The 25380-nt window shown below is 70.8% G+C and carries 35 protein-coding genes, 1 tRNA gene and 1 pseudogene; 15 read left to right on the top strand and 22 right to left on the bottom strand.

Annotation, left to right across the window (positions count from 1 at the left end):
* Positions 1–65: 65 nt before the first annotated feature.
* Positions 66–551 (bottom strand): annotated as a pseudogene (locus tag AB0M73_RS37480) (glycoside hydrolase family 27 protein); the annotation flags it as partial.
* A 695-nt stretch (positions 552–1246) separates the two neighbouring features.
* Positions 1247–2305 (bottom strand): MFS transporter, encoded by a 1059-nt coding sequence (locus tag AB0M73_RS37475; RefSeq protein WP_363901442.1) that lies wholly within the window; start codon positions 2303–2305, stop codon positions 1247–1249.
* 159 nt (positions 2306–2464) lie between these two features.
* Between AB0M73_RS37475 and AB0M73_RS37470 the strand changes: the two genes are divergently transcribed.
* From AB0M73_RS37470 to AB0M73_RS37455, 4 genes are all read left to right on the top strand, one after another.
* Positions 2465–3067, top strand: a complete 603-nt coding sequence (locus AB0M73_RS37470) for a TetR/AcrR family transcriptional regulator (protein ID WP_363901439.1) — start codon at positions 2465–2467, stop codon at positions 3065–3067.
* A gap of 113 nt (positions 3068–3180) precedes the next feature.
* The gene (locus tag AB0M73_RS37465; RefSeq protein WP_363901436.1) at positions 3181–5214 is read left to right on the top strand and encodes an MFS transporter; all 2034 of its coding nucleotides are present in this window, start codon (positions 3181–3183) and stop codon (positions 5212–5214) included.
* Between the two features lie 136 nt (positions 5215–5350).
* Complete coding sequence (locus AB0M73_RS37460) at positions 5351–5731, top strand: hypothetical protein (protein ID WP_363901433.1); 381 nt, start codon at positions 5351–5353, stop codon at positions 5729–5731.
* A gap of 72 nt (positions 5732–5803) precedes the next feature.
* On the top strand, positions 5804–6412 hold the full coding sequence (locus tag AB0M73_RS37455; RefSeq protein ID WP_043718507.1) for a TetR/AcrR family transcriptional regulator: 609 nt from the start codon (positions 5804–5806) through the stop codon (positions 6410–6412).
* A gap of 48 nt (positions 6413–6460) precedes the next feature.
* Here AB0M73_RS37455 and AB0M73_RS37450 read toward each other — a convergent pair whose 3' ends face one another.
* Positions 6461–6682 carry a DUF3618 domain-containing protein gene (locus AB0M73_RS37450; RefSeq protein WP_363901429.1) on the bottom strand — a complete coding sequence of 74 codons (222 nt, stop codon included), beginning with the start codon at positions 6680–6682 and terminating at the stop codon, positions 6461–6463.
* A 98-nt stretch (positions 6683–6780) separates the two neighbouring features.
* Here AB0M73_RS37450 and AB0M73_RS37445 point away from each other — a divergent pair.
* Positions 6781–6854 (top strand) — tRNA-Leu (locus AB0M73_RS37445).
* 147 nt (positions 6855–7001) lie between these two features.
* Positions 7002–7634: an alpha-ketoglutarate-dependent dioxygenase AlkB gene (locus AB0M73_RS37440; protein WP_363901426.1), complete on the top strand. Its 633-nt coding sequence runs from the start codon at positions 7002–7004 to the stop codon at positions 7632–7634.
* Here AB0M73_RS37440 and AB0M73_RS37435 read toward each other — a convergent pair.
* Positions 7606–8205, bottom strand: coding sequence for a helix-turn-helix domain-containing protein (locus tag AB0M73_RS37435; RefSeq protein WP_363901423.1), 600 nt, complete (start codon positions 8203–8205; stop codon positions 7606–7608). The two genes, AB0M73_RS37440 and AB0M73_RS37435, sit on opposite strands and share 29 nt — an antisense overlap.
* A gap of 253 nt (positions 8206–8458) precedes the next feature.
* Here AB0M73_RS37435 and AB0M73_RS37430 point away from each other — a divergent pair, with 253 nt between their 5' ends.
* The 4 genes from AB0M73_RS37430 (at position 8459) to AB0M73_RS37415 (ending at position 10747) form a co-directional block, all read left to right on the top strand.
* Complete coding sequence (locus tag AB0M73_RS37430) at positions 8459–8986, top strand: hypothetical protein (RefSeq protein WP_043718511.1); 528 nt, start codon at positions 8459–8461, stop codon at positions 8984–8986.
* A 34-nt stretch (positions 8987–9020) separates the two neighbouring features.
* Positions 9021–9494: a thioredoxin-dependent thiol peroxidase gene (bcp, locus tag AB0M73_RS37425; RefSeq protein ID WP_043718512.1), complete on the top strand. Its 474-nt coding sequence runs from the start codon at positions 9021–9023 to the stop codon at positions 9492–9494.
* 86 nt (positions 9495–9580) lie between these two features.
* Positions 9581–10132 carry a hypothetical protein gene (locus AB0M73_RS37420; protein WP_363901419.1) on the top strand — a complete coding sequence of 184 codons (552 nt, stop codon included), beginning with the start codon at positions 9581–9583 and terminating at the stop codon, positions 10130–10132.
* Positions 10133–10411: 279 nt separating this feature from the next.
* A complete protein-coding gene (locus AB0M73_RS37415; RefSeq protein ID WP_363901416.1) occupies positions 10412–10747 on the top strand; it encodes a multidrug efflux SMR transporter in 336 nt (111 codons plus the stop codon).
* On the opposite strand, the gene AB0M73_RS37410 is transcribed toward AB0M73_RS37415, so the two are convergent.
* Positions 10728–11081 carry a helix-turn-helix domain-containing protein gene (locus AB0M73_RS37410; protein ID WP_043718513.1) on the bottom strand — a complete coding sequence of 118 codons (354 nt, stop codon included), beginning with the start codon at positions 11079–11081 and terminating at the stop codon, positions 10728–10730. The genes AB0M73_RS37415 and AB0M73_RS37410 overlap by 20 nt on opposite strands.
* Positions 11082–11187: 106 nt before the next feature.
* Here AB0M73_RS37410 and AB0M73_RS37405 point away from each other — a divergent pair, with 106 nt between their 5' ends.
* The gene (locus tag AB0M73_RS37405) at positions 11188–11673 is read left to right on the top strand and encodes a group II truncated hemoglobin (RefSeq protein ID WP_363901413.1); all 486 of its coding nucleotides are present in this window, start codon (positions 11188–11190) and stop codon (positions 11671–11673) included.
* 75 nt (positions 11674–11748) lie between these two features.
* Here the strand turns inward: AB0M73_RS37405 and rdgB are convergent, their stop codons facing one another.
* Entirely contained in the window at positions 11749–12354 is a 606-nt protein-coding gene (gene rdgB / locus AB0M73_RS37400; RefSeq protein ID WP_363901410.1) for an RdgB/HAM1 family non-canonical purine NTP pyrophosphatase, read from the bottom strand.
* Entirely contained in the window at positions 12351–13124 is a 774-nt protein-coding gene (rph, locus tag AB0M73_RS37395; RefSeq protein ID WP_363901407.1) for a ribonuclease PH, read from the bottom strand. The genes rdgB and rph overlap by 4 nt, the downstream gene beginning before the upstream one ends.
* A 71-nt stretch (positions 13125–13195) precedes the next feature.
* Here rph and AB0M73_RS37390 point away from each other — a divergent pair, with 71 nt between their 5' ends.
* Positions 13196–13822, top strand: a complete 627-nt coding sequence (locus tag AB0M73_RS37390; RefSeq protein ID WP_363901404.1) for a DUF2231 domain-containing protein — start codon at positions 13196–13198, stop codon at positions 13820–13822.
* 17 nt (positions 13823–13839) lie between these two features.
* On the opposite strand, the gene AB0M73_RS37385 is transcribed toward AB0M73_RS37390, so the two are convergent.
* Genes AB0M73_RS37385 through AB0M73_RS37375 form a run of 3 tightly spaced genes read right to left on the bottom strand, consistent with a single transcriptional unit; the run spans position 13840 to position 16063 of the window.
* Positions 13840–14610 (bottom strand): MBL fold metallo-hydrolase, encoded by a 771-nt coding sequence (locus tag AB0M73_RS37385; RefSeq protein ID WP_363901401.1) that lies wholly within the window; start codon positions 14608–14610, stop codon positions 13840–13842.
* Complete coding sequence (gene murI / locus AB0M73_RS37380; RefSeq protein ID WP_043718519.1) at positions 14607–15425, bottom strand: glutamate racemase; 819 nt, start codon at positions 15423–15425, stop codon at positions 14607–14609. Before murI ends, AB0M73_RS37385 begins: the two co-directional genes overlap by 4 nt.
* The gene (locus tag AB0M73_RS37375) at positions 15422–16063 is read right to left on the bottom strand and encodes a rhomboid family intramembrane serine protease (protein WP_043718520.1); all 642 of its coding nucleotides are present in this window, start codon (positions 16061–16063) and stop codon (positions 15422–15424) included. Before AB0M73_RS37375 ends, murI begins: the two co-directional genes overlap by 4 nt.
* Before the next feature lie 54 nt (positions 16064–16117).
* Between AB0M73_RS37375 and AB0M73_RS37370 the strand changes: the two genes are divergently transcribed.
* On the top strand, positions 16118–16972 hold the full coding sequence (locus tag AB0M73_RS37370; RefSeq protein ID WP_363901396.1) for an SMP-30/gluconolactonase/LRE family protein: 855 nt from the start codon (positions 16118–16120) through the stop codon (positions 16970–16972).
* On the opposite strand, the gene AB0M73_RS37365 is transcribed toward AB0M73_RS37370, so the two are convergent.
* Together AB0M73_RS37365 and AB0M73_RS37360 are read right to left on the bottom strand one after the other, a co-directional pair.
* Positions 16969–17958, bottom strand: coding sequence for an LLM class flavin-dependent oxidoreductase (locus AB0M73_RS37365; protein ID WP_363901393.1), 990 nt, complete (start codon positions 17956–17958; stop codon positions 16969–16971). The genes AB0M73_RS37370 and AB0M73_RS37365 overlap by 4 nt on opposite strands.
* A gap of 19 nt (positions 17959–17977) precedes the next feature.
* A complete protein-coding gene (locus AB0M73_RS37360; protein WP_363901390.1) occupies positions 17978–18730 on the bottom strand; it encodes a sulfite exporter TauE/SafE family protein in 753 nt (250 codons plus the stop codon).
* An 85-nt stretch (positions 18731–18815) separates the two neighbouring features.
* Here AB0M73_RS37360 and AB0M73_RS37355 point away from each other — a divergent pair, with 85 nt between their 5' ends.
* Positions 18816–19721, top strand: a complete 906-nt coding sequence (locus AB0M73_RS37355; protein ID WP_363901387.1) for a LysR family transcriptional regulator — start codon at positions 18816–18818, stop codon at positions 19719–19721.
* Positions 19722–19746: 25 nt separating this feature from the next.
* Positions 19747–20112 (top strand): nuclear transport factor 2 family protein, encoded by a 366-nt coding sequence (locus AB0M73_RS37350; protein WP_363901384.1) that lies wholly within the window; start codon positions 19747–19749, stop codon positions 20110–20112.
* Positions 20113–20253: 141 nt separating this feature from the next.
* Here the strand turns inward: AB0M73_RS37350 and AB0M73_RS37345 are convergent, their stop codons facing one another.
* From AB0M73_RS37345 to clpS, 10 genes are read right to left on the bottom strand one after another with little or no spacing between them, the layout of a single operon-like run.
* Positions 20254–21204: a cysteine synthase gene (locus tag AB0M73_RS37345; protein ID WP_363901381.1), complete on the bottom strand. Its 951-nt coding sequence runs from the start codon at positions 21202–21204 to the stop codon at positions 20254–20256.
* A 7-nt stretch (positions 21205–21211) separates the two neighbouring features.
* Entirely contained in the window at positions 21212–21490 is a 279-nt protein-coding gene (locus tag AB0M73_RS37340; protein WP_043718528.1) for a MoaD/ThiS family protein, read from the bottom strand.
* A 60-nt stretch (positions 21491–21550) separates the two neighbouring features.
* Positions 21551–21979, bottom strand: a complete 429-nt coding sequence (locus AB0M73_RS37335; RefSeq protein WP_363901378.1) for a M67 family metallopeptidase — start codon at positions 21977–21979, stop codon at positions 21551–21553.
* 45 nt (positions 21980–22024) lie between these two features.
* The gene (locus AB0M73_RS37330; RefSeq protein WP_043718533.1) at positions 22025–22546 is read right to left on the bottom strand and encodes a hypothetical protein; all 522 of its coding nucleotides are present in this window, start codon (positions 22544–22546) and stop codon (positions 22025–22027) included.
* On the bottom strand, positions 22543–22782 hold the full coding sequence (locus tag AB0M73_RS37325; RefSeq protein ID WP_363901375.1) for an ATP-dependent Clp protease adaptor ClpS: 240 nt from the start codon (positions 22780–22782) through the stop codon (positions 22543–22545). The genes AB0M73_RS37330 and AB0M73_RS37325 overlap by 4 nt, the downstream gene beginning before the upstream one ends.
* Entirely contained in the window at positions 22779–23297 is a 519-nt protein-coding gene (locus tag AB0M73_RS37320; RefSeq protein ID WP_363901372.1) for a hypothetical protein, read from the bottom strand. The genes AB0M73_RS37325 and AB0M73_RS37320 overlap by 4 nt, the downstream gene beginning before the upstream one ends.
* On the bottom strand, positions 23294–23530 hold the full coding sequence (locus tag AB0M73_RS37315) for an ATP-dependent Clp protease adaptor ClpS (RefSeq protein ID WP_363901369.1): 237 nt from the start codon (positions 23528–23530) through the stop codon (positions 23294–23296). The genes AB0M73_RS37320 and AB0M73_RS37315 overlap by 4 nt, the downstream gene beginning before the upstream one ends.
* Positions 23527–24501 (bottom strand): P1 family peptidase, encoded by a 975-nt coding sequence (locus AB0M73_RS37310; protein ID WP_363901366.1) that lies wholly within the window; start codon positions 24499–24501, stop codon positions 23527–23529. Before AB0M73_RS37310 ends, AB0M73_RS37315 begins: the two co-directional genes overlap by 4 nt.
* Positions 24498–25055, bottom strand: a complete 558-nt coding sequence (locus AB0M73_RS37305) for a DUF2017 domain-containing protein (RefSeq protein WP_363901363.1) — start codon at positions 25053–25055, stop codon at positions 24498–24500. The genes AB0M73_RS37310 and AB0M73_RS37305 overlap by 4 nt, the downstream gene beginning before the upstream one ends.
* Positions 25055–25342: an ATP-dependent Clp protease adapter ClpS gene (clpS, locus tag AB0M73_RS37300; RefSeq protein ID WP_363901360.1), complete on the bottom strand. Its 288-nt coding sequence runs from the start codon at positions 25340–25342 to the stop codon at positions 25055–25057. The genes AB0M73_RS37305 and clpS overlap by 1 nt, the downstream gene beginning before the upstream one ends.
* Positions 25343–25380 lie beyond the last annotated feature (38 nt).

Raw genomic sequence — 25380 nt, 5'->3', positions numbered from 1 at the left:
ACCAAACCAGCAGCTCAGGGGACGTGACACCCGATCCGCCCGCAGGCCCAAGCGCCAGACTTTCAGTTGTCGTACTTCAGGTAGTCCACGCCCCACGACGCCCACAACGCGGCGTCCTGCTTCTCGTGGCCGAGCGCGCCGGGGAAGCCGGCCTTGTTGCACGTCTTGGTGCCGGCGCTGGTGTACAGCCCGAACTTGAGACCCTTGGAGTGCACGTAGTCGGCGACGGCCTTGATGCCGTGCGGGAAGCGGTTCTTGTCGGGCACCAGGTTGCCCTTGCTGTCCCGGCTCGACTGCGCCCAGCAGTCGTCCAGGTTGACGTACTGGTAGCCGGCGTCCTTGAGGCCGGTCGACACCAGGGTGTCGGCGATGCCCTCGACGAACGCCTCGTTGAACTGGGACCCGCACTGGGTGAGGTTCCAGTTGTTGAAGCCCATCTGCGGGGTGAGGGCCAGGCCGTTGTCCAGGGCCAGCGCCGGGGTGGCCCCCAGCACCCCCGACCCGACCAGGGCCACGACCGCGGCCAGCGCGGTCAACACAGTCCTGCGCACGTTTCGTTCCTCCAACTTGTCGGCTTCGGCGTGCGCGGCGGCGACAGGCGACCGGGTCAAAACGTAGGAGGTCCACACCATGAACACAAGGACTCATGGCCGATATGCCACCTTTCGCCGTCAGACATCGGATCTTCGACTGCTCCGGTCGGTCCACTCTCCGGTAGTTACGACGGATCCGAACGACTGGGCCGAACGGGTGGCACCGTGAACGCGCACGGTGACGCTACGCGTTCGCTTCGTGGTCAAACCCCGTGCTACTACCCCGATGAGTTAGTTGTCCCTTAACGAAATGGAGTATTGAGGACGCCGCCGTCTGGTGGCTCAATGAACCCGACACGGATCCGCTCGGCGGACCGCTCCAAGTCGAAAGGGTGACACGCGCCATGCCACTGGCCCCGCCGGACATCGACCTCGTCGATCTCCCGATCGGGACGGCTGCTCACCTTTCGGTTAACACCACCCTTCGCCTTCTCGGGTGACGAATGTGTCCTCACCGCGCCGCGGGGTTACCCGCGCAGCAGCCCCCGCCATGCCGGCCGGGAACCGCTAACACTGGAGGTGCTATGACAGCAGACAAGGACCCGAGGCTGACGGAACCATCGACTCGAGGCCGCGACGGCGGACTCAGACGGACGGCTTCCACCGCACACCGGACGGCAGTCGATCCCAACGGCTGAGCCGGCGCCGGCAGTTCAGCGCGCGTCTTGACTTCCGGTGGAGAGGGCCCCAGGGCCACGGTGGCCCTCTCCCCGGAAGCTCGACGCGAGCCCGATCGCCGCCGTGATCAACACCACCGCCGACAAGGCCGCCGCGACCTGCGGCAATGCCGCCGGCCCAGCCGTGCCGAGCACCGCGCCACCGACCACTCCGGACAGGCCGACACCGAGAAAGCCGGCCGTCTCGTCGAGCACCGGATCGGTGATGAGACCCCGCATCGCGGCGTCCGCCGCCCCGGCCGAGGCACCCCAGAGCGTGAGCACCGCCGTGATACCGGCCGCCGAGCCGTGAGCCAGCGGCAGCGCCGCCGCGAAGGCGGCACTGGTTGCGACTGACGCAAGCAAAGCCGCCCTCGCACCACGTCCCCTCGCCACCTGGGCACCGACGACCACGCCCAGGCCGAAGGCCAGGAACAGCGCGCCGACGGCCGGGCCGTGAATGCCGGCGACGGCGGCCAGAACCGTCGTGAACAGCGTAAACGCGGCGAGCACGCCGGCTCGGAAGATCACCTTCAGCCCGGCGGCCAGCACCACTTGTGGATCACTGATCGGGTGACGGCCGACCGTGGGCGCCGGCACGCCGAGTAGCGCGTCGGCAACGCCGATCGCGGCCAGCACGGCCAGCAGCACGAACACGGCCCGATAACCGGCCTGGTCCGCGATCACGGCGGCCAGCGGTGCGCCGAGAACGGCCCCGAAAGCCGTCCCGACGGCCAGGCCGCGGCCGCCGGCCCGCACGACACACGCCGCGCCGACCGCGAGCACAATTCGACCGGCGAGAAGCAGGAAAAAATTGTCGACGAATACCGAAAACCCGTTTCCGATGGTCAGAACGGCCAGGCCGATCGTCAGCAGCCGACGGGGATCGACCCGGCCGACGAATGGCAGCACAATCGCGCGCGTCAATCCGAAAACGGTGAGCAGTTGCGCGACCTCGGCATCGGAAACATCGAGTTCGATGGTGAGCGACGGCATCAGCCCGGCGATGGAGAACACGCCCGCGCCGACGACAAAACCGCCGAGCACGGCCGCCACGCGGCGAATCGGGATGTCCGACATGGCGGCAATGGGCTCCGTCGCGGTAATTGAACTGTTCGGGTGACCGATCTCCGCCCACGCTACGCCGAACGGGTCGCCCCGGAGCGGGCTCGACCGCGAGGCCGAGACCGCGGGCCTGGAAGTACTGTCCCCGGAATGTCGTCCCCGTCGCGCAGACGCGTCCCCCTCGACACCCCGGAGCGCCTGGCCGAGGTGCTGACCGCGGCCCTCGACGTGGTGGCCGAGGTCGGTTACGAGCGGTTCAACATGGACCTCGTCGCGCAGCGGGCGCACGTCAGCAAGGGCAGCCTCTACCAGCGCTGGCCGTCCAAGGCGCACCTGATCGTGGCGGCGATGGACGCCAATCGGGTCGAGGTGCAGGCCCCGGACACCGGGTCGTACCTGGGCGACGTGCGGGAGCTGGCCAAGCGGTGGCTGCGCACCGAGGCGCCGGGCGACCGGCGCGGCCTGCTGCTCGCCCTGCTGGAGGGCAGCCGCCGGGACCCCGAGCTGGCCCGGCTGATGGGCGAGCAGCTCGGTCAGGGCGGCATCAGCCCGATGTCCGTGGTGTTGGACGCCGCCAAGGCTCGCGACGAGCTGCCGCCCGGCGTGGACCTGGAGCTGCTGGGCGAGCTGCCGATGTCGCTGGCCATCACGACCCTGCTGTTCCGGGACCAGCCCCTGAACGACGCCCTGGTCGACCGGATCGTGGACGGCCTGCTCGCGCCGCTGCTGGGTCAGCGGGATCACAGCCAATAGAACAGAACTGTTCTGTACGCTCGAACCCGGGAGATCACCTCTCCGGGTGACGTCCGCTGCGGCGGACGGCCCAGTGCGGTGAAGTCGGAACCGACCGGGACGAGGGGGGCGACATGGCTGCCACCACCGCAGTCGAGCCGGACACCGCGAGCGTGAGCCGCGGCCGGACGAACGCGATCTTCGGTGTGGTGCTGCTCGGCGTGCTGCTGGCGGCGCTGGACCAGACCATCGTGGGCACGGCGCTGCCCACGATCGTCGGCGACCTCGGCGGGGCCGGCCACCTGTCCTGGGTGGTCACGGCCTACCTGCTGGCCGAGACGATCATGACGGTGGTCGTCGGCAAGTTCGGCGACCTGTTCGGCCGCAAGCTGATGTTCCAGCTGTCGGTGGTGATCTTCGGCGTCGGCTCCTTCTTCAGCGGCTTCGCCGACTCCATGACGTGGTTGATCATCTGGCGGGCCGTGCAGGGCATCGGCGGCGGCGGGCTGCTGGTGACGGCCACCGCGCTCATCGCCGACTTCATCCCGCTGCGCGACCGCGGCAAGTACCAGGGCCTGCTGGGCTCGGTGTTCGGCGTGGTGACGGTGGTCGGCCCGATGCTGGGCGGCCTGTTCGTGGACCACCTGTCCTGGCGCTGGGCGTTCTACGTGAACATCCCGCTGGTCGTGGTGGTGCTGATCGTCGCGGCGATGGCCATGCCGTCGGTGAAGGCGGCCCTCAAGCCGGTCGTCGACTACATGGGCATCGTGCTGATCGGCCTGGCCGTCACCGGGCTGACACTGGTCACCAGCTGGGGCGGCTCGACCTACGCCTGGAACTCGCCGGAGATCATCTGGATGTCGGTCGGCTCGGTCGTGCTGCTGGCCCTGTTCGTCCTGGTCGAGCTGCGGGCCAAGGAACCGATGCTGCCCATGCGACTGTTCGGCAACCCGGTGTTCACGGTGGCCGGCATCCTCAGCTTCATCGTCGGCTTCGCCATGCTGGGCGCCCTGTCGTTCCTGCCGACGTACATGCAGTACGTGGAGGGCACGTCCGCCACCTCGTCCGGCATCCGGCTGCTGCCGATGGTGCTCGGCCTGCTGGTGGCCTCGATCGTGTCCGGCAACATCGTCAGCAAGACCGGCCGGTACAAGATCTTCCCGATCCTCGGCAGCTTCGGCATCAGCGCCGGCCTGTACCTGCTGTCGCTGCTCACGCCGGGCACCGGGCTCGTGCTGTCCTCGGTCTACATGCTGGTGCTGGGCGTCGGCATCGGCCTGGCCATGCAGGTGCTGACGATCGCCGTGCAGAACACCGTCGACTACGCCGACCTGGGCGTGGCCACCTCGGGCGTGACGTTCCTGCGCTCCATCGGCAGCTCGTTCGGGGCGGCCATCTTCGGCTCGATCTACTCCAGCCAGCTCACCGCCAACCTGACGTCGACGCTGGCCGCGCATCCGCTGCCGCAGGGTGTCGACCCGCACGTGACGGCCGTGCCGTCGCTGCTGCACGCCCTGCCGGACGTGCTGTCGGCGCCGATCGTGCAGGCCTACTCCGACTCGCTGCACACGGTGTTCCTGTACGCGGTGCCGGTCGGCGTGCTGGCGCTGCTGGTGTCGTTCTTCCTCAAGGAGATGCCGCTGCGCGACACGTCACGGGCCAGCGCGCCGGAGATGGGCGAGGGCTTCGCCATGCCGGAGGCCCGGGATTCCGACCGCGAGCTGGAGCGGGCCATCGCCACCCTGCTGTACCGGGAGCGCCGGCAGGCCGCGCCGGAGATCCTCGGCCGGTCCGGCACCAGCCTGGACGAGGGCGGCGTCTGGTGCCTCATGCGCGTCAAGTTCCAGCACAAGCTGCACCGGCCGGCCACCGTCGCCGCCATCGCGGAGCGGCACCGGATCCCGGGCAAGGTGTTCGAGCCGGCGTTCTTCGCGCTGGAGTTCAGTGGCTACCTGGAGCGCCGCGGCGAGGAGCTGGAGCTGACCGAGCGCGGCCATGCCGAGTTCGAGCGGCTGGCCCACGCCTGGCGGGACTGGATCGCGGAGCGGCTGGCCGACTGGCGGCCCGACGGCCGGGCCGACCTGGACGCGGCCATCGACCGGGTGGCCGCCCGGATGATCGAACAAGCGGGCGATGAACAGCGACAAGGTAGGCACGCTTTGGTGTAAGACACGGTTGGCGGTCACCCGATCGGTGTAACGTCGTCATGCGTCCGACGGGTCCGCGTTTCACCTGAGCGGCCCCGTCGACCGGGGAGGCCGCGTTGAACGGGGAGGCCGCGTTGAACGGGGAGGGTGATCGAGGATGGGCGCGACACCGATCTTGGTGAACTATCAGCCGCAGGGCGAGGACTGGACGGTCAACGTCCGGTCCGACGACACCGTGCTGACCGAGCAGGCGCCCGGCCTGATCGCCGCGCGGGACCGCGCGGACCAGATGGTCGAGCAGCTGACCGGCGCCGACACCGAGCGCAAGCCGACCGTCGTGCACCTGCTGGAGGGCGACGCCTTCGCCTTCACCACCGCCTATCTGCACGCCCGGCACGGCCTGAGCACGCCGTCCCTGCCGCAGCCTGAGCCGCCGGCGGCCGACACGCCGGCGGGCGACCCGCCCAAGGTCGGGGAGAACACGCAGGAGATGGATCTCTCCGAGTTGGCTGAAGAGGCGCAGGACGCGGAGATCTGAGCCACCCGACCGGCTGATTGCACCTAGGATGATCCCCGAAAGGCGACCTGGTGCAGTATCGGGAGGCTGGTCTTGGCCACAACGTCGTACGCGGAGCAGGCAAACGCGGCTGCCCGCGGTCGGCCGAGGGACGCCACCCGCGACGAGGCGTTGCGCCGGGCCGCCCTCGAGGTGATGGCCGAGGTCGGCTACCGGGCGTTGACCATGGACGCCGTGGCGGCCAAGGCCCGCGCCGGCAAGGCGACCATCTACCGGCGCTGGGAGTCCAAGCTCGACCTGGTCATCGACACCGTGAACCAGTTGGTGCACCAGGAGATCCCGGAGCCCGACACCGGGTCGCTCACCGGCGACCTGCGGGAGTTCCTCAGCGCCTTCGCCGCGTTCCTGTCCGGCCCGACCGGCAAGGCGGCGCAGGCGCTGGTCGGTGAGCTCCCCCACGAGCCCGAGCTGGCCACGGCGTTCCGGGAGACGTTCCTGGTGGCACAGCGGGATGTGCTGCGCGGCATCATCGACCGCGGCACCGCCCGTGGCGAGGTCCGCCTGGACGCCCCGCGCGGCATGGCGGTCGAGCTGGCCGGCGCGGCGCTGACCTACCGGCTGATGCTCACCGGCGACCCACTCGACGACACCTTCGTGGACCGGCTGGTCGACCAGGTGCTGCTGCCGCTGCTGAGACCCTGACACACGAAAACCCCCGCCACGGCGGGGGTCTCGCGTCCGCTCAGATCGTCAGCGGAAGAGCTTGCGCACCACCAGAACGCCGACCAGCACACCGACGCCGATCAACGCGTACTTCACCCGCGGATCGGACAGCCGCGAGCGGACCGCGGCCTTGCCCTGGTCGACGTACTGCTTCGGGTTGGCCTTCACGGCCAACTCGTCCAGGGTGGCGGCCAGCGCGTCACGCGCCTGCTCGATCTCACGCTGGATGGTGTCGGGATCGCGGGCCACTGTTCCTCCTCGCCGTGCATGCCTGAACCACCGTAGTTGACCACGTTAAGGCCGGTTCGACAGGCCCGCCGGACGCCGCCCGCTAGGCTTACGGCGAGGGGACCGTAGCCCAATTGGCAGAGGCACACGGTTTAGGTCCGTGCCAGTGTCGGTTCGAGTCCGACCGGTCCTACGCGATGGGCGACCTGTGCTCGCGGAGAGCGCTCACCAGGTCGCTCCGGTTTTTGGTGTGGTGGGCGACCCCCACGCCCCCGGGGCGGGGCTGCGCCTCGCGGTCTGAGCTGCGGTTAGGGGGTTGCCGCCGGATGGCGGAGGCGTCATGCAGGCAGACTCGATGTTCGGCCGGCCGCCGGTGGAGGTCGCACCCGGCGCTGTGCACACACCGGACTGGCTGAACCTGGACGACCAGCGCCGTGTGGTCGCCGCGTGCCGGGAGTGGGCCGCTCCCCCGGCCGGCATGCGCCACACGACGCTGCCCAGCGGCGGCGTGATGTCCGTGCAGACGGTCTGCCTGGGTTGGCACTGGACGCCGTACCGCTACAGCCGCTTCACCGAGGACGGCTCCCCCGTGAAGCCGCTGCCGGACTGGCTGGCGGAGCTGGGCGCGCGGGCGGTCGGGGATCCCGGATACCGGCCGGATGTCGCCCTGGTCAACTTCTACGACCAGGACGCGAAGATGGGCATGCACCAGGACAAGGACGAGCGGAGCGAGGCGCCGGTCGTGTCGCTGAGCGTCGGCGACAGCTGCGTGTTCCGCTTCGGCAACACCGAGCACCGCAACCGGCCGTGGACCGACGTCGAACTGCGGTCCGGCGACCTGTTCGTCTTCGGTGGGCCGTCCCGCTTCGCGTATCACGGCGTGATGAAAACCCTGCCAGGGACCGGAGATCCGGCGACCGGGCTGACCGCCGGCCGCCTCAACATCACGCTTCGGGTGTCCGGACTGGACTGACCGGCCGCATCCCGGCGCACACCACGCCGACCATCAGGCCCGGGTCGGCGGTGCCCTGCCGGGCCATGGTCAGGCAGCCCACCATGAGCGTCTTCACGTCGGCGGCCGTCAGATCCGGCCGCACCTCGCCGGCCTCCTGGGCCTTGGCCAGCAGGTCGCCGAGGCCGGTCATCATCACCTGCCGCGCCTCCGCCGTCAGCTCCTGGTTGAGGCCGCCGCCGGCCGCCAGCGCGTCGAACAGCGCCTTGTTCAGGCTGGCGTCGCGGACCATGTGCTCGAAGAAACCGAAGAACGCCCGGCCTGCCGCCGGCCCCTCGGCCAGCTTCCTGGCCACCTCCCCGACCGCCCGCAGCCGCTCCTGGATGATCGCCACGAACAGCGCGTCCTTGGTCGGGAAGTGCCGGTAGACGGTGCCCACGCCGACCCCCGCCCGCCGCGCGATCTCGTCGATCGGGACCGCGAGGCCCTCCTCGGCGAACACCTGCTGCGCCACCTCGAGCACCCGGGCCCGGTTGCGCCGGGCGTCGGCGCGCAACGGCCGGCCGGCGACGGTGGAATCGGCTGAAGTCACGCCCCCGACTGTAGGACGCCGGGTACCCCCAGGTCGCCTACCGGGAGGCCCGCGTCACCACTGTGGACCAATCGGACACCGGCTCCCGGTTCGGGAAATTCGACAAGAGCCTGTGGGCCCGCCCACACTCCGTCGTCAATCGGTTACGGCTTGGCCACGTCCCGGCACCAGGTGTGCCTCGACTGTCGTAACCGGTTGGCCCGGACACCCGGATGGCGGCCAAGGTGGAGGGGTTTGCTGAGGGGAGTGACAAGTGCGGATCGTCAGGCTGATCGGGGCGGCATGCCTCGCGGCGCTGCTGGCCGGGTGCGGCACGGCGGGCGGTCCCCAGCTGTCGGCCGTGCAGAGCAGTGCGAATCCGACGGTGAGCCAGGCCGCGAAGACCGTGGACGCGGCGTTCGGGGACCGGCGGACCTGGCCGAACGGGTTGGCGATCACCATCTCGCAGCCCCGGTCGCTCAAGCCGAGCAGCACCGCGTACCCGCAGGCGGCGCGGGCGGCGGTGTTCGAGCTGACGGTGGAGAACGGCACGGCCACCACGTACAAGCCGTCGCAGCTGGCCGTGAAGGCGACGGTCGGCGGCCAGCTGGCGCAGGAGGTCGTGGACCCCGCGCAGGGGCTCGGCGGCTACGTGGCCGCGCAGGAGGATCTCGCGCCGGGCCGGACCGTGCAGCTGACGGTGGCCTTCGCCGTGCCGCAGCAGCCGACCGACCTGCGGATCCTGGTGCAGCCGGACGTGGTCGACGCGGTGCCGGCGACGGCGTTCGCGGGGACCGCCTAGGCCGATTGTCGGTGGGGCACGCTACGTTCGCGCCATGACTGAGCAGACGCGACTGGCGGTCGGCGACACGGCGCCGGACTTCACGCTCCTGGACAGCGAGGGCAACAAGGTCTCGCTGTCCGACTACCGCGGGCGCCAGGTCGTCGTGTACTTCTACCCGGCCGCCATGACGCCGGGCTGCACCAAGCAGGCCTGCGACTTCCGGGACAACCTGGCCGAGTTCAACGACGCCGGTCTCGCCGTGCTGGGCATCTCCCCGGACAAGGTGGAGAAGCTGGCCAAGTTCCGTGACGCCGAGGGCCTGACCTTCCCGCTGCTCTCGGACGCCGACAAGGCCGTGATGCAGCGCTGGGCCGTCTTCGGCGAGAAGCAGAACTACGGGCGCACGGTGATGGGCGTGATCCGCTCGACGTTCGTCGTCGACGCCGACGGCAAGATCGCCAAGGCCTCGTACAACGTGCGGGCCACCGGGCACGTCGCCAAGCTGCGCAAGGACCTCGGCATCTGAGCCGGGCCGTAGCGGTATACGACCGGTCCGCCGACCGTGCGCTGCGCTGGGAGGGGCCGGAGCTGAGCTTCCGGTCCGCCTCGCTGGTGAAGCTGCTGATCGCCCTGGACGTGCTGGGGCGGCGGCCCGACGAGCCGCCGCTGCGTGACGCGCTGCGGCGGATGCTGTCGGCCAGCGACGACACCGTGGCCAACGAGCTGTGGGACGCCGACGGCGGCCCGGACATCGTCGTGCGCACGGTGGAACGGCTGGCGCTGCCGGCGACCCGTCCGCCGGAGATCGTGGGCCGCTGGGGCGACACGATGCTGGGCATCGCCGACGTGGTGGCGATCTACCGGCACGTGCTGGAGTCGCCGTGGCGCGACCTGATCGTGGACGCGCTCGCCGCCGCGCCGCGGCACGGATCGGACGGCTTCGACCAGTACTTCGGCATCCCGTCCCGGCTGCCGCGGCCGTGGGCGGTGAAACAGGGCTGGTCGCAGAGCACGCGCGATGTGGTGTTGCACACCAGCGGCCTGGTCGGCGTCGGCTGGCGGTTCGTCGTGGTCGTGCTCGCCTCGTTCCCCGTCGGCACCGACTGGGCGGCGGCCGCTGCGGCGGTGAACGACGAGGTCACGGCGCTCGCGCCCGGCCTGTGAACCCCCGATTGGGGTAAGCTCGACCGTGAGGGCTGGCGAATGGCCGCCCCGGTTCAACGCAGAGGGTGATACGCCGTGTGTGGTTCCTCCACACCAAGCGGTCCTGAGCGTCCCTCCAAATTCGTCATGCGGGTCCACTTCCCGACCCGGGGCGGTTGAGTACGGGCTGACGGCCCCCCACTCCCGTAACCGCTGATCTTTCGGCGGACCCTTTCGCGCGCCCCCGATCCGCCACCGGCGGACCGGCCGTCGGCGCGTGCCGGAAACCTGGAACCAGCAATGCTGATGTGGATCCTGCTCGCCCTCGCCATCGTCGCCGAGGTGTTCGCGACGATCATGTTGAAACTGTCCGACGGCCTGAGCCACGCGCTGCCCGTGCTCGGCCTGATCGCCGGCTACGCGCTCGCCTTCTACCTGGAGTCACAGGTGATCCGCATGGGCATGCCGATGCCGGTCACCTACGCGGTGTGGGCCGGCGGCGGCATCGCCCTGGTCGTTGTGGCCAACCGCGTGCTGTTCTCCGAGCCCGTCTCCGCACTGACGATCGGCGGCATGGTGCTGATCCTGGCCGGCGTGCTGGTGGTGCAGATGTCGGTCACGCACCAGACGGCGTGACACCGGAGACGTCGACGCCGGTGCGCTCGGCGCGGGCGAGACCCCAGTCGTACAGGCCTTGCAGCACCGGGGCCAGGGTCTCGCCCTCCGGGCTGAGCCGGTAGTCCGTGCGCAACTCGGGCTCCTGGCTGGCATCCCGCAGCACGAGGCCGTCCGACTCCAGCTCACGCAGGCGCTGCGTGAGCATCTTCTCGCTGATGTCCGGGATGAGCCGGCGGAGTTGGCCGTAGCGCAGCGGGCCCTGCTTGAGGCGGGCCAGGATCAGCACCCGCCAGCGGCCGCCGACGACGTCGAGGGTGAGCTCGACCGGACAGTGGTACCGCTGCTGCGCCATGTTCGCCCCCTGGGTGCCTACCGGAAAGTGCGTACTTGTCGGCCCTGCCGGCTGACGGCCAGGGTAGCCACCGACCGTCGCCGAGCGAGATCGACAAGGGGTGGAGATGGGCAATCCGGAGCAGGACGGGCCGCCGACGCTGTACGACTGGGCCGGCGGCGAGAAGGCGCTGACCGAGCTGACCGAGGCCTTCTACCGGGAGGTCCTCAAGGACGACCTGCTGGAGCCGATGTTCCGGGGCATGTCGTCGGACCATCCCCGGCGGGTGGCGCACTGGCTGGGCGAGGTGTTCGGCGGGCCGGCGACCTACACCGCGGAACGCGGCGGCTATTCGACGATGCTGGGCATGCACCTGGGTAAGGCGATCACCGAATCCCAGCGCCGCCGCTGGATCAGCCTGCTCCAGGACGCCGCCGACGAGGTCGGGCTGCCGGCCGACCCGGAGTTCCGGGCGGCCTTCACCGGCTACCTGGAATGGGGCACGCGGATCGCGCTGGCCAATTCTCAGCCGGGCGCCGAGCCCGTGAAGCACGCGCCGGTGCCGCACTGGGGTTGGGGCGTGGCCCCGCCCTACACGCCGGAACAGGGCTGAAACCAATGCAGGGAAGGACGCCTTACCCGCGTTGAACGAGGGTAAGGCGTCCTTCGCTGCATCAGCAGAAGGTGCTCAGGTGAGGGCGGCGGTGATGTGGGGGAGGAGGAGGCGCAGGGCGCGGCCGCGGTGGGAGAGGGCGTCCTTCTCGGCCGGGGGCAGCTCCGCCGAGGTGCGGGTCTCGCCCTCCGGCACGAAGATCGGGTCGTACCCGAAACCGTTGGCGCCACGGGATTCCCGGATCAGGGTGCCCCGCCACTCCCCCCGCACGACAACCTCGGCCCCGCCCGGCAGCACCAGGGCGGCGGCGCTGACGAAGGCGGCGCCACGGCGCTCGTCCGGCACGTCGCCGAGCTGGGCCAGCACGAGCTCCAGGTTGGCCAGGTCGTCGCCGTGCCGGCCGGACCAGCGGGCGGACAGCACGCCAGGCATGCCGTTCAACGCGTCGACGGCCAGCCCGGAGTCGTCGGCCACGGCCGGCAGACCGGTCGCGGCGACGGCGTCGCGAGCCTTGGCCAGGGCGTTGCCCTCGAAGTCGGGCGCGGTCTCCGGGGCCTCGGGGAACGCCGGCACGGCGTCGAGGCCGATGACCTCGACGCCGGTGACCTCCGCGGCGACCATGATGCGGTCCAGCTCCACCAGCTTCTTGGCGTTGCGGGTGGCCAGCAGCAGCTTGGTCACGACTTGCGCCGCCCCTTGGGCGAGGGCTCCGGCAGCTGGCCCGGGTAGGGCAGCGCCAGCGCCTCGTTCTGCAGGCGGGTCAGCTCCGCGCAGCCGGCCAGCGCCAAGTCCAGCATCTGGTCCAGGGTGGAGCGGGCGAAGGTGGCGCCCTCGCCGGTGCCCTGCACCTCGACCAGCGTGCCGGCGTCGGTGGCCACCACGTTCATGTCGACCTCGGCCCGGGAGTCCTCCTCGTACGGCAGGTCCAACCGGACCCGGCCGTCGATCACACCGACGCTGACCGCCGACACCGAGCAGGACAGCGGCTTGGGGTCGGCCAGCCGGCCGGCCGCGTCCAGCCAGGTGATCGCGTCGGCTAGCGCCACGTACGCGCCGGTGATGGCCGCGGTGCGGGTGCCGCCGTCGGCCTGGATCACGTCACAGTCGATGACGATGGTGTTCTCGCCCAGCGCGGACAGGTCGATGCAGGCCCGCAGGGCCCGCCCGATCAGCCGGCTGATCTCGTGCGTGCGGCCGCCGATCCTGCCCTTGACCGACTCCCGGTCACTCCGGGTGTGGGTGGCCGAGGGCAGCATGGCGTACTCGGCGGTGACCCAGCCCAGCCCGGACCCGGCCCGCCAGCGCGGCACGCCCTCGGTCACGCTGGCCGCGCACAGCACCCGGGTGCTGCCGAACTCGACCAGCACGGACCCCGCCGGCCACTGCTGGTAGCCACGGGTGATCTTGATCTCGCGGAGGGACTCGTCGCCTCGGCCGTCTGCTCTAACCACGCGGCTAGCCTACGGGCACCCGATCGACCCCCGGTTTTGAACCACTTGCGCGTTCCCAACGTGAGGTTGTCATGACCCTTGCCGACAACTCGTTCACCATCAACGGGCTGCCGCTTCACCCGCTGCTGGTGCATGCCGTCGTCGTGCTGCTGCCCCTGGCCGCGGTCGGCAGCATCATCATCGCCGTGGTCCCGAAGTGGCGGCGGCGCTACTGGCTGCCGGTGCTCGTGCTGGCCGTGCTGGGCATCGGCGCCGTGCCGATCACCCAGCAGGCCGGCGAGGCGCTGTACGACACCATCAAGGGCTCCCCGCCCGGGCTGGCCCACCACCGGGACCTCGGCAACGCCCTGCTGCCCTACGCCATCGCCTTCGGCGTGATGCTGCTCCTGCTGCTGGTCGTGGGCCGCATCGCCGACCGCGAGCGGGCCACCGGCGGCGTCCGGGCCCGAGTGACCTCGGCGGCCCCGCGCCAGCAGCCGGTCGCCCCGGGCGTGCACAGCCTGGAGGAGCTCGACGAGGAGCCCGCCGCCACCCCCGGCCTGGTCGAGGAGGGTGGCCAGTCGTCGTCCCGGTTCTGGGGCGTGATCACGGTCATCGTCGCGATCGCGGTGATCGCCAGCGCCGTCGCCGTGTCGTACGAGATCTACCTGATCGGCGACAGCGGCGCCTCGGCGGTGTGGAAGGGAGTGGGCGGCTGACCTAGCTCCCTCACGGGTCAGACCTCGTAGGACCGGCCCTGCTCGGCGAGCAGCACCTCGCCGACGAACTCGCCCCGCGCCTCGGCCAGCACGACCTGGGCGTCGGTCCAGGGCGCGACATGGGTGAGCATGAGCCTGCCCACTCCGGCTCGGCACGCGGTCTGACCCGCCTGCCGGCCGGACATGTGCATGTCCGCGGGGCGGGTCGGCAGGTCGGTCCAGGTGGCCTCGGCCAGCAGCAGGTCCACGCCGGCCGACAGGCTGTCCAACGCGGGGCAGGCCGCGGTGTCGCCGGAGTAGACCAGCGACCGGCCGTCGTGCTCGATCCGGAAGCCGTAGGCCTCGCACGGGTGCATGACACGGGCCGAGGTCACCTTGAGCGGCCCGATCTGCACGGTCTCGCCGGTCAGCGGGTGGAAGTCGAACACGTCGGAGAAGTCGGTGACGAGCCGCTCGCCATCGTTCGGCGCGTACTGGGCGGCGAACCGCCGGGCCGTGTCGGACGGGCCGTGCACCGGCAACCGCCGCTGCTCGGGCGCGTACGGCGGGTCCGGGTGGTAGCGGCGCAGCACCGCCAGCGCGCTGAAGTCCGCGCAGTGGTCGGGGTGCAGGTGAGAGAAGGCCAGCGCGTCGACGTCGAACGTGCTGATCCGGGCCTGCAACTCGGCCAGGGCGCCGTTGCCCAGGTCCAGCACCAGCCGGAAGCCGTCCGCCTCGACCAGGTAGCACGGGGCGGGCGCGGCCGGCCCTGGCACGCTGCCCGAGCACCCGATGATGGTCAGCTTCACGGCGTAGAGGGTGACATGACGGCCCCGACCGCTCCTACCTGCGGACCGAGGAACCGGCGGGCCAATCGCCGGAACGGCTCGGCCGGGCCGGTGGCCAGGAACTCGTGTTCCGGGTACTCCTCGGCGGACTCCCGGAACAGGTCGCGCTCGGTCAGCACCCGGACGACGTCCTTGGCCGTCTCCTCGGCGCTGGACACCAGGGTCACCTGCTCGCCCATCACGATCTGGATCACGCCCGTGAGCAGGGGATAGTGGGTGCAGCCGAGGATCAGCGTGTCCACGTCGGCGCGGTGCAGCGGCTCCAGGTACATCTCGGTCAGGCCGAGGACCTGCCGGCCGGAGGTGATGCCGCGCTCCACGAAGTCCACGAACCGCGGGCAGGCCGCGCTGGTCAGCGTGACCTGCGGGGCGGCGGCGAAGGCGTCGTCGTAGGCGCGGGACTGGACGGTGCCCTGCGTGCCGATCAGGCCGATGCGGCCGGAGCGGCTGGTGGCCACGGCCCGGCGCACCGCCGGCAGGACCACCTCGACCACCGGGATGTCGTAGCGCTCGCGGGCGTCCCGCAGGCAGGCGGCCGACGCCGTGTTGCAGGCGATGACCAGCATCTTCACGCCGCTGGCCACCAGCTGGTCGAACGCCGCGAGGGCGTGCCGCCGGGCCTCGGCGATGGGCAGCGGGCCGTACGGGCAGTTCGCGGTGTCGCCCAGGTACCGGACGCGTTCGCCGGGCAGCTGGTCCATGATCGCGCGGGCGACGGTGAGGCCGCCCACTCCGGAGTCGAAGATCCCGATCGGTGCGTCGGCGGCGAGGCTCACGCTGCGAGACTACCGGCGGTGCGGGCCGGTCGGTTGGCCATCGCGACCAGCCAGGCGGCCAGCAGTCCGCCCAGCGCGCCGAAGGCGTGGGCCTGCCATGAGATCTCCGGATTCACGTTGGGCAGCAGGCCCCACAGGGCGCTGCCCCAGTAGAAGAACAGCACCACGGCCACCGCCAACTGCTTGACGCTGCGGTTGAACAGCCCGCGCACCAACAGGAACATCAGCCAGCCGAACGCGATGCCCGACGCCCCCACCGTGGACACGCCCGTGTCCTCCGTCAGCCACACACCCAGCCCGCTGATCAGCCAGATCGTCACCGTGACCGCGGCCCACTGCCTGATCCCCACCGCCATGGCCAGGAAGCCGAACAGCACCACCGGCAGGGTGTTGGAGACCAGGTGCTGCCAGCCCACGTGCAGCAGCGGCGCCCAGATCACGCCGAGCAGGCCGGTCACCCGGTGCGACACGATGCCGTAGTCACTGAGCGTGCCCCGGAAGAACGCCAGGTTGACGAACTCCAGCACGTACAGCAGCGCGGTGAACGCGCCGATCACCACGGCCGCTTGCAGCGGTCTCGGCGGCAGAACCCGGTTGACGGGCTTGCCAGGCGCCGACGGTGCGGGAAGGGTAGCCACGTAACCGAGCGTAAGACCGGTCAGCGGTCCAGGGCATCAGGAACAACCCTTAAGGTGGAGTTAGTGTTCGAGGTGGCGGTGCGCGGCGACGCGACGCTCGGCGAGGGCCCCACGTGGGACACGTCGACGTCGACGCTGCTGTGGGTGGACATCCTGGGTAGCGCGGTGCATCGGTACGACCCGGGGCGGGGCAGGGACGACGTGCTGCCGACGCCGCAGCATGTGGGGGCGGCCAAGCCGCGGGCGGCGGGCGGGCTGGTCGCGAACCTGAAGGACGGCGTGGCGTTGCTGGACGCCGACGGCGGGCAGCGGTGGCTGGTGTACTGGGAACGCGAAGGCGTGCGCGGCAACGACGCGGCGGTGGACGCCGCCGGGCGGCTGTGGGCGGGCACCATGCGCTACGACGCGGCCGAGGGCGGCGGTTGGCTGGCGCGGGTGGAACCGGACGGCGCGGCCAAGGTGCTGCTCGACGACGTGACCATCAGCAACGGGATCGCGTGGAGCCCGGACAGCACGCTGATGTACTACATCGACACCCCGACCAGTCGCGTCGACGTCTTCGACTACGACCTGGCAACGGGTTCCGCCACCGATCGCCGTCCACTGTGTACGGTCGAGGGCACGCCGGGCTCCCCCGACGGCATGTGTGTGGACGCCGACGGCTGCCTGTGGGTGGCGCTGTGGGGCGGGAACGCGATCCGGCGCTACACGCCGGAGGGCAAGCTGGACCGTGAGGTGCCGATGCCGGTCTCGCAGCCGACCGCGTGCGCCTTCGGCGGCCACGACTTCACCGACCTGTACGTGACGACTGCTCGCGAAGGGCTCCAGGAGCCGGAGGAGCTGGCCGGATCTCTGTTGGTGCTGCCCGGTTTCGGCGTCGGACTGCCGTCCACCGTGTTCGCCGGCTAGGGCACGATCTCGGCGAGCAGACGGTAGGAGTTGACCCGGTCCTCGGGGTCCGGCACGAGGGTGAGCGCCATCAGCTCGTCGGCGCCCGTCGCGGCGAGCAGCGCGGTCGCCTTCTGCCGGACCGTATCGGGGCCGCCGACCAGCTGTGCGTCGGCGAAGCCCCGCACGTGCTCGCGCTCCTCCGACGAGAAGGAGTAGGCGTCGGCTTCTTGCTGGCTGGGAAAGGCGTCGAACCCGGTCCCGGCGCGCATCGACAGCCGCGACAGCAGGTAGGGACGCATGATCCGGTCGGCCTCCGCGTCCGATTCGGCCACGGTGACCGCCGCGCCCACCATCGCGTACGGCTCGGCGAGGTCGGCGGAGGGCTGGAACCCGTCGCGGTAGGCGCGCAGCGACTCCTCGGTGGTCGCCGGCTTGATCTGGTGGGCGTACGCGTACCGGAGCCCGAGGCGGGCGGCCGTCTTCGCGCTGGACGGACTCGAACCCAGCAGCCAGATCGGCGGCCGGTGCTCGGCGGCGGCGCCGGCCGAAATGGGGCCGCCGCTCCCGAAGTACCCGGCCAGCTCGGCCAGTTGCGCGGCGAACTCGTCCTCGCCCGAGTCGCCCGCGCGCCGCAATGCCGTGGCGACGCGCGCGTCACCGCCGGGGGCGCGGCCGACGCCGAGGTCGATCCGTCCCGGATGGAACGCGGACAGCACGCCGAACTGCTCGGCCACCACCAGCGGCGCGTGGTTGGGCAGCAGCACGCCGCCGGAGCCGATCCGCATGGTGCTCGTCGCGTTGGCCAGCTGCGCCGCCATCACCGCGGGCGCCGTGGCGGCCAGGCACGGCAGGTTGTGGTGTTCGGCCGTCCAGTACCGGTGATACCCGAGCGCCTCGACCCGCTTGGCCAGGTCGAGGGACGCTCGCAGTGCGCCGCTGGCGGAGCCACCGCGCCAGACCGGGGCGACATCCAACACCGAGACCTTGATCCGCTTATCCCCCATGAGCCGATGGTAGCGCCGGTCAGAAGGTCCGCAGCAGCAGCGTGGACGCGGTGACCAGGCCGAGGACGCCGATCACCGAGCGCAGGGCGGTGGCCGGGAGGTAGCGGGAAATCCGGGCCCCGAGCGGGCCGCCGATCGCCGTGGTCGCGGCCAGCACGATCGCCGCCGGCCAGTTCACCGGGGCGGTGAAGGCGAAAATCACGCCGGCCACGCCGTTGGCCGCGGTCTGGAGCACGTTCTTGATGGCGTTCATCTTGTGTGCGTCGTCGGTGACCATGAGCCCCAGCAGCGCGGCGAAGATGATGCCGACGCCGGCGCCGAAGTAGCCGCCGTACGCGCCGTTGGCGAACATGCCGGCGATCAGGCCTTTGTTGTTGCGGTGCGGCGCACGGGCGCGCAATCGCTTGGCCAGCAACGGTTGCGTGAGCACCAGCACTGCGCCTAGCGCCAGCAGGCCGGGGGCCGCGTAGTCGAAGACCTTGCTGGGCAACGTGAACAGCAACACCGCGCCGACGACGGACCCGATCGCCGCCGGCGGCACCAGCTTGCGCAGGGTGGGTCCCTGGCCGCGCAGTTCCTTGCGGAAGCCGACGATCGCGGCCATCGAGCCCGGCACGACGCCGACGCAGTTGGTCACGTTGGCCGACAGCGGGCTCAGGCCGAGCGCGACCATCAGCGGGAAGGTGAGCAGGGCTCCCGCGCCGGCCACGGCGTTGAGCATGCCGACGATCAGGCCGGTCGCGGCGACGAGACCGAGCGCGAGTGGTGTCACTACCTGAGGGTCGCCCCGGCGGCATTGATGCGTCCAATGAACATTCCCCATCGAAACGATGCGTGCTAGACATCGATCCGTGGACATGGACGAGCTGCGATGGTTCATCAGGGTCGCGGAGAGCCGGACGGTGACCGAGGCGGCCGAGACGCTGCACCTGTCGCAGCCGGCGCTGTCCCGGGGCCTCGGCCGGCTGGAACGGGAGGTCGGGGCCCCGTTGTTCGACCGGGTCGGGCGGGTGCTGCGCCTCAACGCCAACGGGCAGGCGCTGCTGGAGGGGGCCCGCCGGGCCGTCACCGCGGTCGACGGCGCCCGGCGGTCCATCGGCGAGCTGGCCGATCCCGATCGCGGGACCGTGAACCTGGCGTTCCTGAACACCATGGGACCGCTCGTCGTGCCGACGCTGCTCAGCGGGTACCGGCCCCGGCGGCCCAACGTGCAGTTCCGACTGCGACAGGGCGGTACCGAGCGGATCGAGCAGTACCTGCTGGACGGTGTCGTCGACCTGCTGCTGATCTCGACGCCGGGGTCGCCGGGAATCATCTGGCAACCGTTGCTGCGCGAGCCCCTGGTGCTCGTCGTGCCGGCCTATCACCGGTTGGCCGGGCGGTCGTCGGTGGAGTTGGCCGAGGTGCACGACGAGCCGTTCGTGATCTTCTCCCGGGGCTTCGGAATGCGGCCGACGACCGAGCGGCTGTGCCGGGAGGCCGGTTTCGCGCCGCAGATCTCGTGCGAGGGCGAGGACGGCGCGACCCTGCGGGGATTGATCGGCGCCGGGTGCGGGGTCGGGTTGATGGGGCCGGGGCCCGCGCCGCTGCCCGATGTCGTCGAGCTGCCCGTCTCCGATCCGCCATGTTTTCGCATGATCGGGCTCGCCTGGTGCGACCGCTTCATGCCGGCGGCCGCCGATGCCTTCCGCTCCTTCGCCCTCGCCGAGGCGAAACCCCCTGGCACCTGGCGCCCGTTCACGCTAGCGTTGGATGCGGAGTGACCGTTCCGTTTAGGGGGTAGTGCAGATGACCGCACCCGCAGAGGTGTTCCGGCAGCTGGTCGACGGCGTCGTCGGCCGCAAGTGGGACGAGCTGCCGTCGTTGTACGCCGAGGACGCCGTTGTCGTGCATCCGTTCAGCACCGACCCGGCGACCGCCCGCCTTGCCGGCCGCGACGCCATCCGCGAGCACTTCGCCCGCGCCGCCGAGATGGACGTCGACTTCCGGGCCGAGGACGTCGTGGTCCACGAGACCACCGATCCCGAGGTCGTCATCGGCGAGTTCACCTACCGGGGTTCCTTGGGCGGCAAGGACATCACCATGCCGGCGATATTCGTTCTGCGCGTCCGCGACGGTCTCATAGTCTCGTCCCGTGACTACGCAGGACGATGAGTAACGGCTAGGTGCGCCACGTCGTGGTCGGCGCCGTGACTCACCGCTCTACGTGAGTGGCTCATTTCGCATTGCCGCCCACGTGAGTGGCTCAGGTGGCCCAGAAGGCGAAATGAGCCACTCACGTAGAGAAAAAAAGCCTCAGGCCCAGAGGTGGCCGTCCATGCGCTGGGCGGCCTCGTCGAGGGTGCCGGAGTAGGCGCCGGTGGACAGGTACTTCCAACCGGCGTCGGCGACGACGAAGACGACGTCGGCGGTCCTGCCGGCGGCGGCGGCCTTCTCGGCGGCGCCGAGGGCGGCGTGCAGGATGGCGCCGGTGGAGATGCCGGCGAAGATGCCCTCGGTCTCCAGCAGCTGCCGGGTGCGGCGCAGCGCGTCGTAGGAGCCGACGGAGTAGCGGCCGGTGAGCACCTCGGGGTCGTACAGCTCGGGCACGAAGCCCTCGTCGAGGTTGCGCAGGCCGTAGACCAGCTCGCCGTACCGGGGCTCGGCGGCGATGATCTGGATGTCGGGCTTGTGCTCACGCAGGAACCGCCCGGCCCCGACCAGGGTGCCGGTGGTGCCGAGGCCGGCGACGAAGTGCGTGACCGACGGCAGGTCACGCAGGATCTCCGGACCGGTGCCCTCGTAGTGCGCCCGCGCGTTGGCGGGGTTGCCGTACTGGTAGAGCATGACCCAGTCGGCGTTCTGCTTGGCCAGCTCCTTGGCCATGGCCACGGCCTGGTTGGAGCCGCCGGCGGCGGGCGAGAACACGATCCGGGCGCCGTAGGCCTGCAGCAGCTGCTTGCGCTCGGTGGAGGTGTTCTCGGGCATCACGCAGACCAGGCCGTAGCCCTTGAGCTTGGCCGCCATGGCCAGCGAGATGCCGGTGTTGCCGGAGGTGGGCTCGAGAATGGTGCAGCCCGGCGTCAGGGTGCCGTCCCGCTCGGCCGCCTCGATCATGGCCAGCGCGGGCCGGTCCTTGATCGAGCCGGTCGGGTTGCGGTCCTCGAGCTTGGCCCACAGCCGCACCGTCTCCGACGGCGACAGCCGGGGCAGCCCGATCAGCGGCGTGTCCCCGAGCGCGTCGAGCAGCGAGTCGTACCGCGCCACGACGTGGTCAGCGACTGCCGCCGGCCACGGCCGGCAGGATGGTCACGTTGTCACCGTCGGCGACCTTGGCCTCGAGGCCGCCGGCGAAGCGGACGTCCTCGTCGTTGACGTAGATGTTGACGAAGCGGTGCAACACGCCGTCCTTGACCAGGCGGGACTTCAGGCCGCCGTGGTTGGACTCCAGGTTGTCGATCACCTCGGCGATGGTGGCCCCGGCGGCCTCGACGGACTTCTCACCGCCGGTGTGCGTGCGCAGGATCGTCGGGATCGAGACGGTGATGGCCATGTGCTGTGTTACCTCCGCTATCGGCCTGGACTTCTTCGTGCGACGCCCGCCGGGGGCCGGTTATTCCCCGGGCGAGGACTCGTAGGACTCGACGACCGTCACCGGCTCCTCGGTGATCTCGCCGTCGACGATCCGGTAGGAGCGGAACTCGTGCGTGTCCGGCTCCCGGGTCGACACCAGCACGTAGTGCGCCTCCGGCTCGCCGGCGTAGGACACGTCGGTCCGCGAGGGGTACGCCTCGGTCGCGGTGTGCGAGTGGTAGACCACCGCCGGCACCTCGTCCTTGGCGTCCATCTCCCGGTACAGCCGCAGCAGGTCGCCCGACTCGAACTCGTAGAAGGTGGGCGAGCGCGCGGCGTTGAGCATCGGCACGAAGCGCTCGGGCCGGTCGGCGGACGGGCCCGCGATCACCCCGCACGCCTCGTCGGGATGGTCCCGACGGGCGTGTTCGACGATGGCCTCGACCAGGTCACGGCGGATCACCAGCACGCCACCATCCTAGTAGGTGGCCGGGGTTGTCCCGCGGTGTGGGAATCAGCCGGTCAGCTGGGCGGCCAGCTCCGGCCGCAGCGCCGTGACCAGCTGCCCCTGCAACTCGGTGAACAGCCCGGCGTTGCGCAGCCGGGGGTCGCCCGACCGGCTGTCACCGGGGGTGCCGCGCGGCACCCACACCAGCCGGGCCTGGCCCAGCACCCGGATCCAGTCGTCCACGCCGGCCAGCTGGTAGCGCACGGGGCCGCTGTCCGGGATCGACGCCAGCACCCGCCGCGCCGCCTCCAACAGCTCCACCAGCAGGTCGTTGCCCCGGCGGTCGATGAACTCCTGCGCCATCGGCGAGTAGTCGGACACGCGCGGCAGCAACCGGTCCAGCAGCTCCAGCCGCTCCCGCTTGAACATGAGGCGGTCCTTGAAGCCGCCGCTCTGCTGCGGCCCGTCGTCCAGGTACCGGGCCAGCGTGCCGATGCCCTCACGCAGCGCCGACACCGTGTGCTCGGTCAGGTTGAGCAGCACCTGGCTCTCGCCGACGACCACGTCGAAGCCGTGCGACCAGCTCATGGCGTGTTCCTCTCGATCACCGGCCGCAGCCCGAAGCCGATCATCCGCGCCGCGATCACCTCGGCGTCGGCCCGCGTCTGCGCCAGCCCCACCGTCGCCTGCCCCGCCACGTTGATCTGCCTGGTCAGCGCCACCGCGTCGGCGAGCGGCAGCCCGCACACCCGGTTCAGCACGTCGGCGACGACCGCGTCCTCGCTGTGCAGGTCGTTGTAGGCGACAACCCGGAACGCCGTCATGTCCACGCCACCTCCGCCAGCTCCGGCCGCACGGCCACGATCACCTGCTGCTGCATCCACGTGTACACGCCGGCGGTGCGCAGCCGGTGGTCCTCGGACTCGACGTCGCCGGCGCTGGAGCGGTGCGTCCACAGCATGCGGGTCTGGCCGAGCACACGGATCCAGTCGTCGACGGCGTCCAGCGGGTAGGTAGCTGTGCCGTCTTCGGTGATCGAGGCCAGCACCCGGTGGCAGGCGGCGAAGAGCCCGGTGCGCAGGTGCTCGCCCCAGCGGACGTCGAACTCCTCGGCCAGCGGCGCGTAGTCGGAGACCGACGGGAACAGCCGGGACAGCAGGGCCCGCTGGGTGCGCTCGAACCGCCGCCGTTCGAGCAGGCCGCGCTTGGGCTGGGCGTGGTCGATGTACGCGGCGAGCGCGCCGATGCCGCTGCGCAGCACGGGAACGACGTCCTCGCCGAGCTTGATCAGCACCTGGTTCTCGCCGACGACCACGTCGAACTCGGAGGGCTCGGTCACCGGTTGGCCTCGACCTTCACCCGCAGCCCGAAGCCCAGCACCTGGGCGGCCATCTGCTCGGCGGCCTCGCGGGTCGGGGTCAGCCTCACGATGGCCCGCCCCTCGGCGTGGATCTGCCTGGTCATCGTCACGGCCTCGGGCAGCGGGACGCCGCAGGCCCGGTTGATCACGTCCGTGACCAGCGTCATCGTGTTCAGGCTGTCGTCGAGCACGACAACGCGGTACACGCTCATCTTCCCCCCAACGCCTCCGGCCAGGCGTCACGGTACGCCGGAACGGAGCCGACGGTGGTGGCCGCGAGAATCCCGTGCACGATGGCCCGGGCGAACACCTGCGCGCCGGCCTCGCACACCCGGTCCAGCGCCATGCCCCGCACCCCCGACAGCTCCTGCCGGCCGGTGGCCAGCGCGAAGATGGTGTCGCCGTCGTACATCGCGTGCGCGGGCCGGATGGCGCGGGCGAGGCCGTCGTGGGCGACGGCGGCGATCCGCTGGCACTCGGCCTTGGTCAGCACGGCGTCGACGGCGACGACACCGATCGTGGTGTTCAACGCGGAACGCTTGGGTCGCAGTTCCACGGCCGGCGATCCGGGAACGGAAAGGCCGAACTCGCCGTCCACCTCGTGATCGACCGCCCAGGGCAGGCCGGTGGGATTCACGGCCTCCCCCATGGCATTCACGGCGGCGATGGCGCCGATGGTGAGCCCGTCGACGACCATGCTGGCGGTGCCGATCCCGCCCTTCAAGGACCCGCACCGGGCGCCGGTTCCGGCGCCGACGCAGCCCTGCTCCACCGGCCCGTCGGACGCCGCCTCGCACGCCGCGTACCCGAACGAGGCGTCCGGGCGGTTGCCCCAGTCGCTCAGCTTGAGGTCGAACAGCACGGCCGACGGCACGACCGGCACCACCTCGTGCGGCAACTCCCCCACGCTGACGCCGTGGTTGCGCTCGGCCAGCCACCGCATCACGCCATCGGCGGCGGCCAGGCCGTAGGCGCTGCCGCCGGTCAGACACACGCCGTGGATCTCCTGCACCAGGCGGGAAGGCTCCAGCACATCGGTCTCCCGCGTGCCGGGAGCGCCGCCGCGCTGGTCCACACCGGCCACCGCGCCGCCCGGGGTCAGCACCACGGTCGTGCCGGTGGCCCAGCCGTCGCCCAGCCGCTGATACTGGCCGACCAGCACGCCCGGCACGTCGGTGATCACGACGACACCGCGTTGACCAGGCTCTCCTGCACCCAGGTCAGCCAGTGGTAGACGCCCAGATGCGAGGACCGGGGATCGTCCTCGGGCAGCTCGTCCGGCATGTCCTCGGTGACGTCCAACGCCGTGCCCAGGGCCAGCCGCACGTCGTTGATCGCCGACAGCCACGCCTCGGCCTGCTCCACGGACAGCAGGATCTGGCCGCCGTCGGGCGGGCAGGTGTCCATCACGATCTCCGCCACGCCGGTCTTGGCCGCCAGCAGCTCCGGCTCGTGCAGGCTGCGCAACGCGGCCGCCGAGTCCAGGTCCTCCTTGGTCGGCTTGTCATCGTCCAACCGGTGGAAGTCCGGCAGCAGCCGGGACAGGATCGGGTCGTCGGGGGCCGTCGAGGGCCCCACCTTGATCCCGGTCAGCTCGGCCAGCTCGTCCTCGGGCGCGTCCTGCTCCCGGGCCGCCAGCATGTCCAGCACCTGGCCCACCAGCCCACGCAGGATGGCCGCCTCCTGCCGGTCCACCTCGGCGACGAGCTGCTCGCCGCGCCGACGCCAACCCCGCACTACGAGTCCTGCTGCATGGTCGCCCACAGGCCGGCGGCGTGCAGTTTGGCCACGTCCGTCTCCACCTTCTCCTTGGTACCCGAGGACACGATCGCGCGACCCTTGTGATGCACGTCGAGCATCAGCCTGGTGGCCTTCTCCCGGCTGTAACCGAAGATCTTCTGAAGCACGTAGGTGACGTAGGACATCAGGTTGACCGGATCGTTCCACACCACGGTCATCCAGGGATGGTCCTCGCTACCGACCTGCTCCACCTCCGGCTTGTGCTGCTCGACGGGCGTGGTCATACCGCCAATGGTGTCATGCCGTTCCCCGTTAGGCTGAT

It is taken from the genome of Kutzneria sp. NPDC051319, from assembly GCF_040682195.1.
GTDB lineage: Bacteria > Actinomycetota > Actinomycetes > Mycobacteriales > Pseudonocardiaceae > Kutzneria.
Note: the sequence above shows the minus strand (reverse complement) of the source record. Positions and strands in the feature narration are given on the sequence as shown.

Coding starts and splice junctions, on each gene's coding strand:
- AB0M73_RS37470 (WP_363901439.1), top strand. CDS start 2,465: ATGTCGTCCCCGTCGCGCAGACGCGTCCCCCTCGACACCCCGGAGCGC.
- AB0M73_RS37465 (WP_363901436.1), top strand. CDS start 3,181: ATGGCTGCCACCACCGCAGTCGAGCCGGACACCGCGAGCGTGAGCCGC.
- AB0M73_RS37460 (WP_363901433.1), top strand. CDS start 5,351: ATGGGCGCGACACCGATCTTGGTGAACTATCAGCCGCAGGGCGAGGAC.
- AB0M73_RS37440 (WP_363901426.1), top strand. CDS start 7,002: ATGCAGGCAGACTCGATGTTCGGCCGGCCGCCGGTGGAGGTCGCACCC.
- bcp (WP_043718512.1), top strand. CDS start 9,021: ATGACTGAGCAGACGCGACTGGCGGTCGGCGACACGGCGCCGGACTTC.
- AB0M73_RS37415 (WP_363901416.1), top strand. CDS start 10,412: ATGCTGATGTGGATCCTGCTCGCCCTCGCCATCGTCGCCGAGGTGTTC.
- AB0M73_RS37410 (WP_043718513.1), bottom strand. CDS start 11,081: ATGGCGCAGCAGCGGTACCACTGTCCGGTCGAGCTCACCCTCGACGTC.
- AB0M73_RS37405 (WP_363901413.1), top strand. CDS start 11,188: ATGGGCAATCCGGAGCAGGACGGGCCGCCGACGCTGTACGACTGGGCC.
- AB0M73_RS37390 (WP_363901404.1), top strand. CDS start 13,196: ATGACCCTTGCCGACAACTCGTTCACCATCAACGGGCTGCCGCTTCAC.
- AB0M73_RS37365 (WP_363901393.1), bottom strand. CDS start 17,958: ATGGGGGATAAGCGGATCAAGGTCTCGGTGTTGGATGTCGCCCCGGTC.
- AB0M73_RS37355 (WP_363901387.1), top strand. CDS start 18,816: ATGGACGAGCTGCGATGGTTCATCAGGGTCGCGGAGAGCCGGACGGTG.
- AB0M73_RS37350 (WP_363901384.1), top strand. CDS start 19,747: ATGACCGCACCCGCAGAGGTGTTCCGGCAGCTGGTCGACGGCGTCGTC.
- AB0M73_RS37340 (WP_043718528.1), bottom strand. CDS start 21,490: ATGGCCATCACCGTCTCGATCCCGACGATCCTGCGCACGCACACCGGC.
- AB0M73_RS37330 (WP_043718533.1), bottom strand. CDS start 22,546: ATGAGCTGGTCGCACGGCTTCGACGTGGTCGTCGGCGAGAGCCAGGTG.
- AB0M73_RS37325 (WP_363901375.1), bottom strand. CDS start 22,782: ATGACGGCGTTCCGGGTTGTCGCCTACAACGACCTGCACAGCGAGGAC.
- AB0M73_RS37315 (WP_363901369.1), bottom strand. CDS start 23,530: ATGAGCGTGTACCGCGTTGTCGTGCTCGACGACAGCCTGAACACGATG.
- clpS (WP_363901360.1), bottom strand. CDS start 25,342: ATGACCACGCCCGTCGAGCAGCACAAGCCGGAGGTGGAGCAGGTCGGT.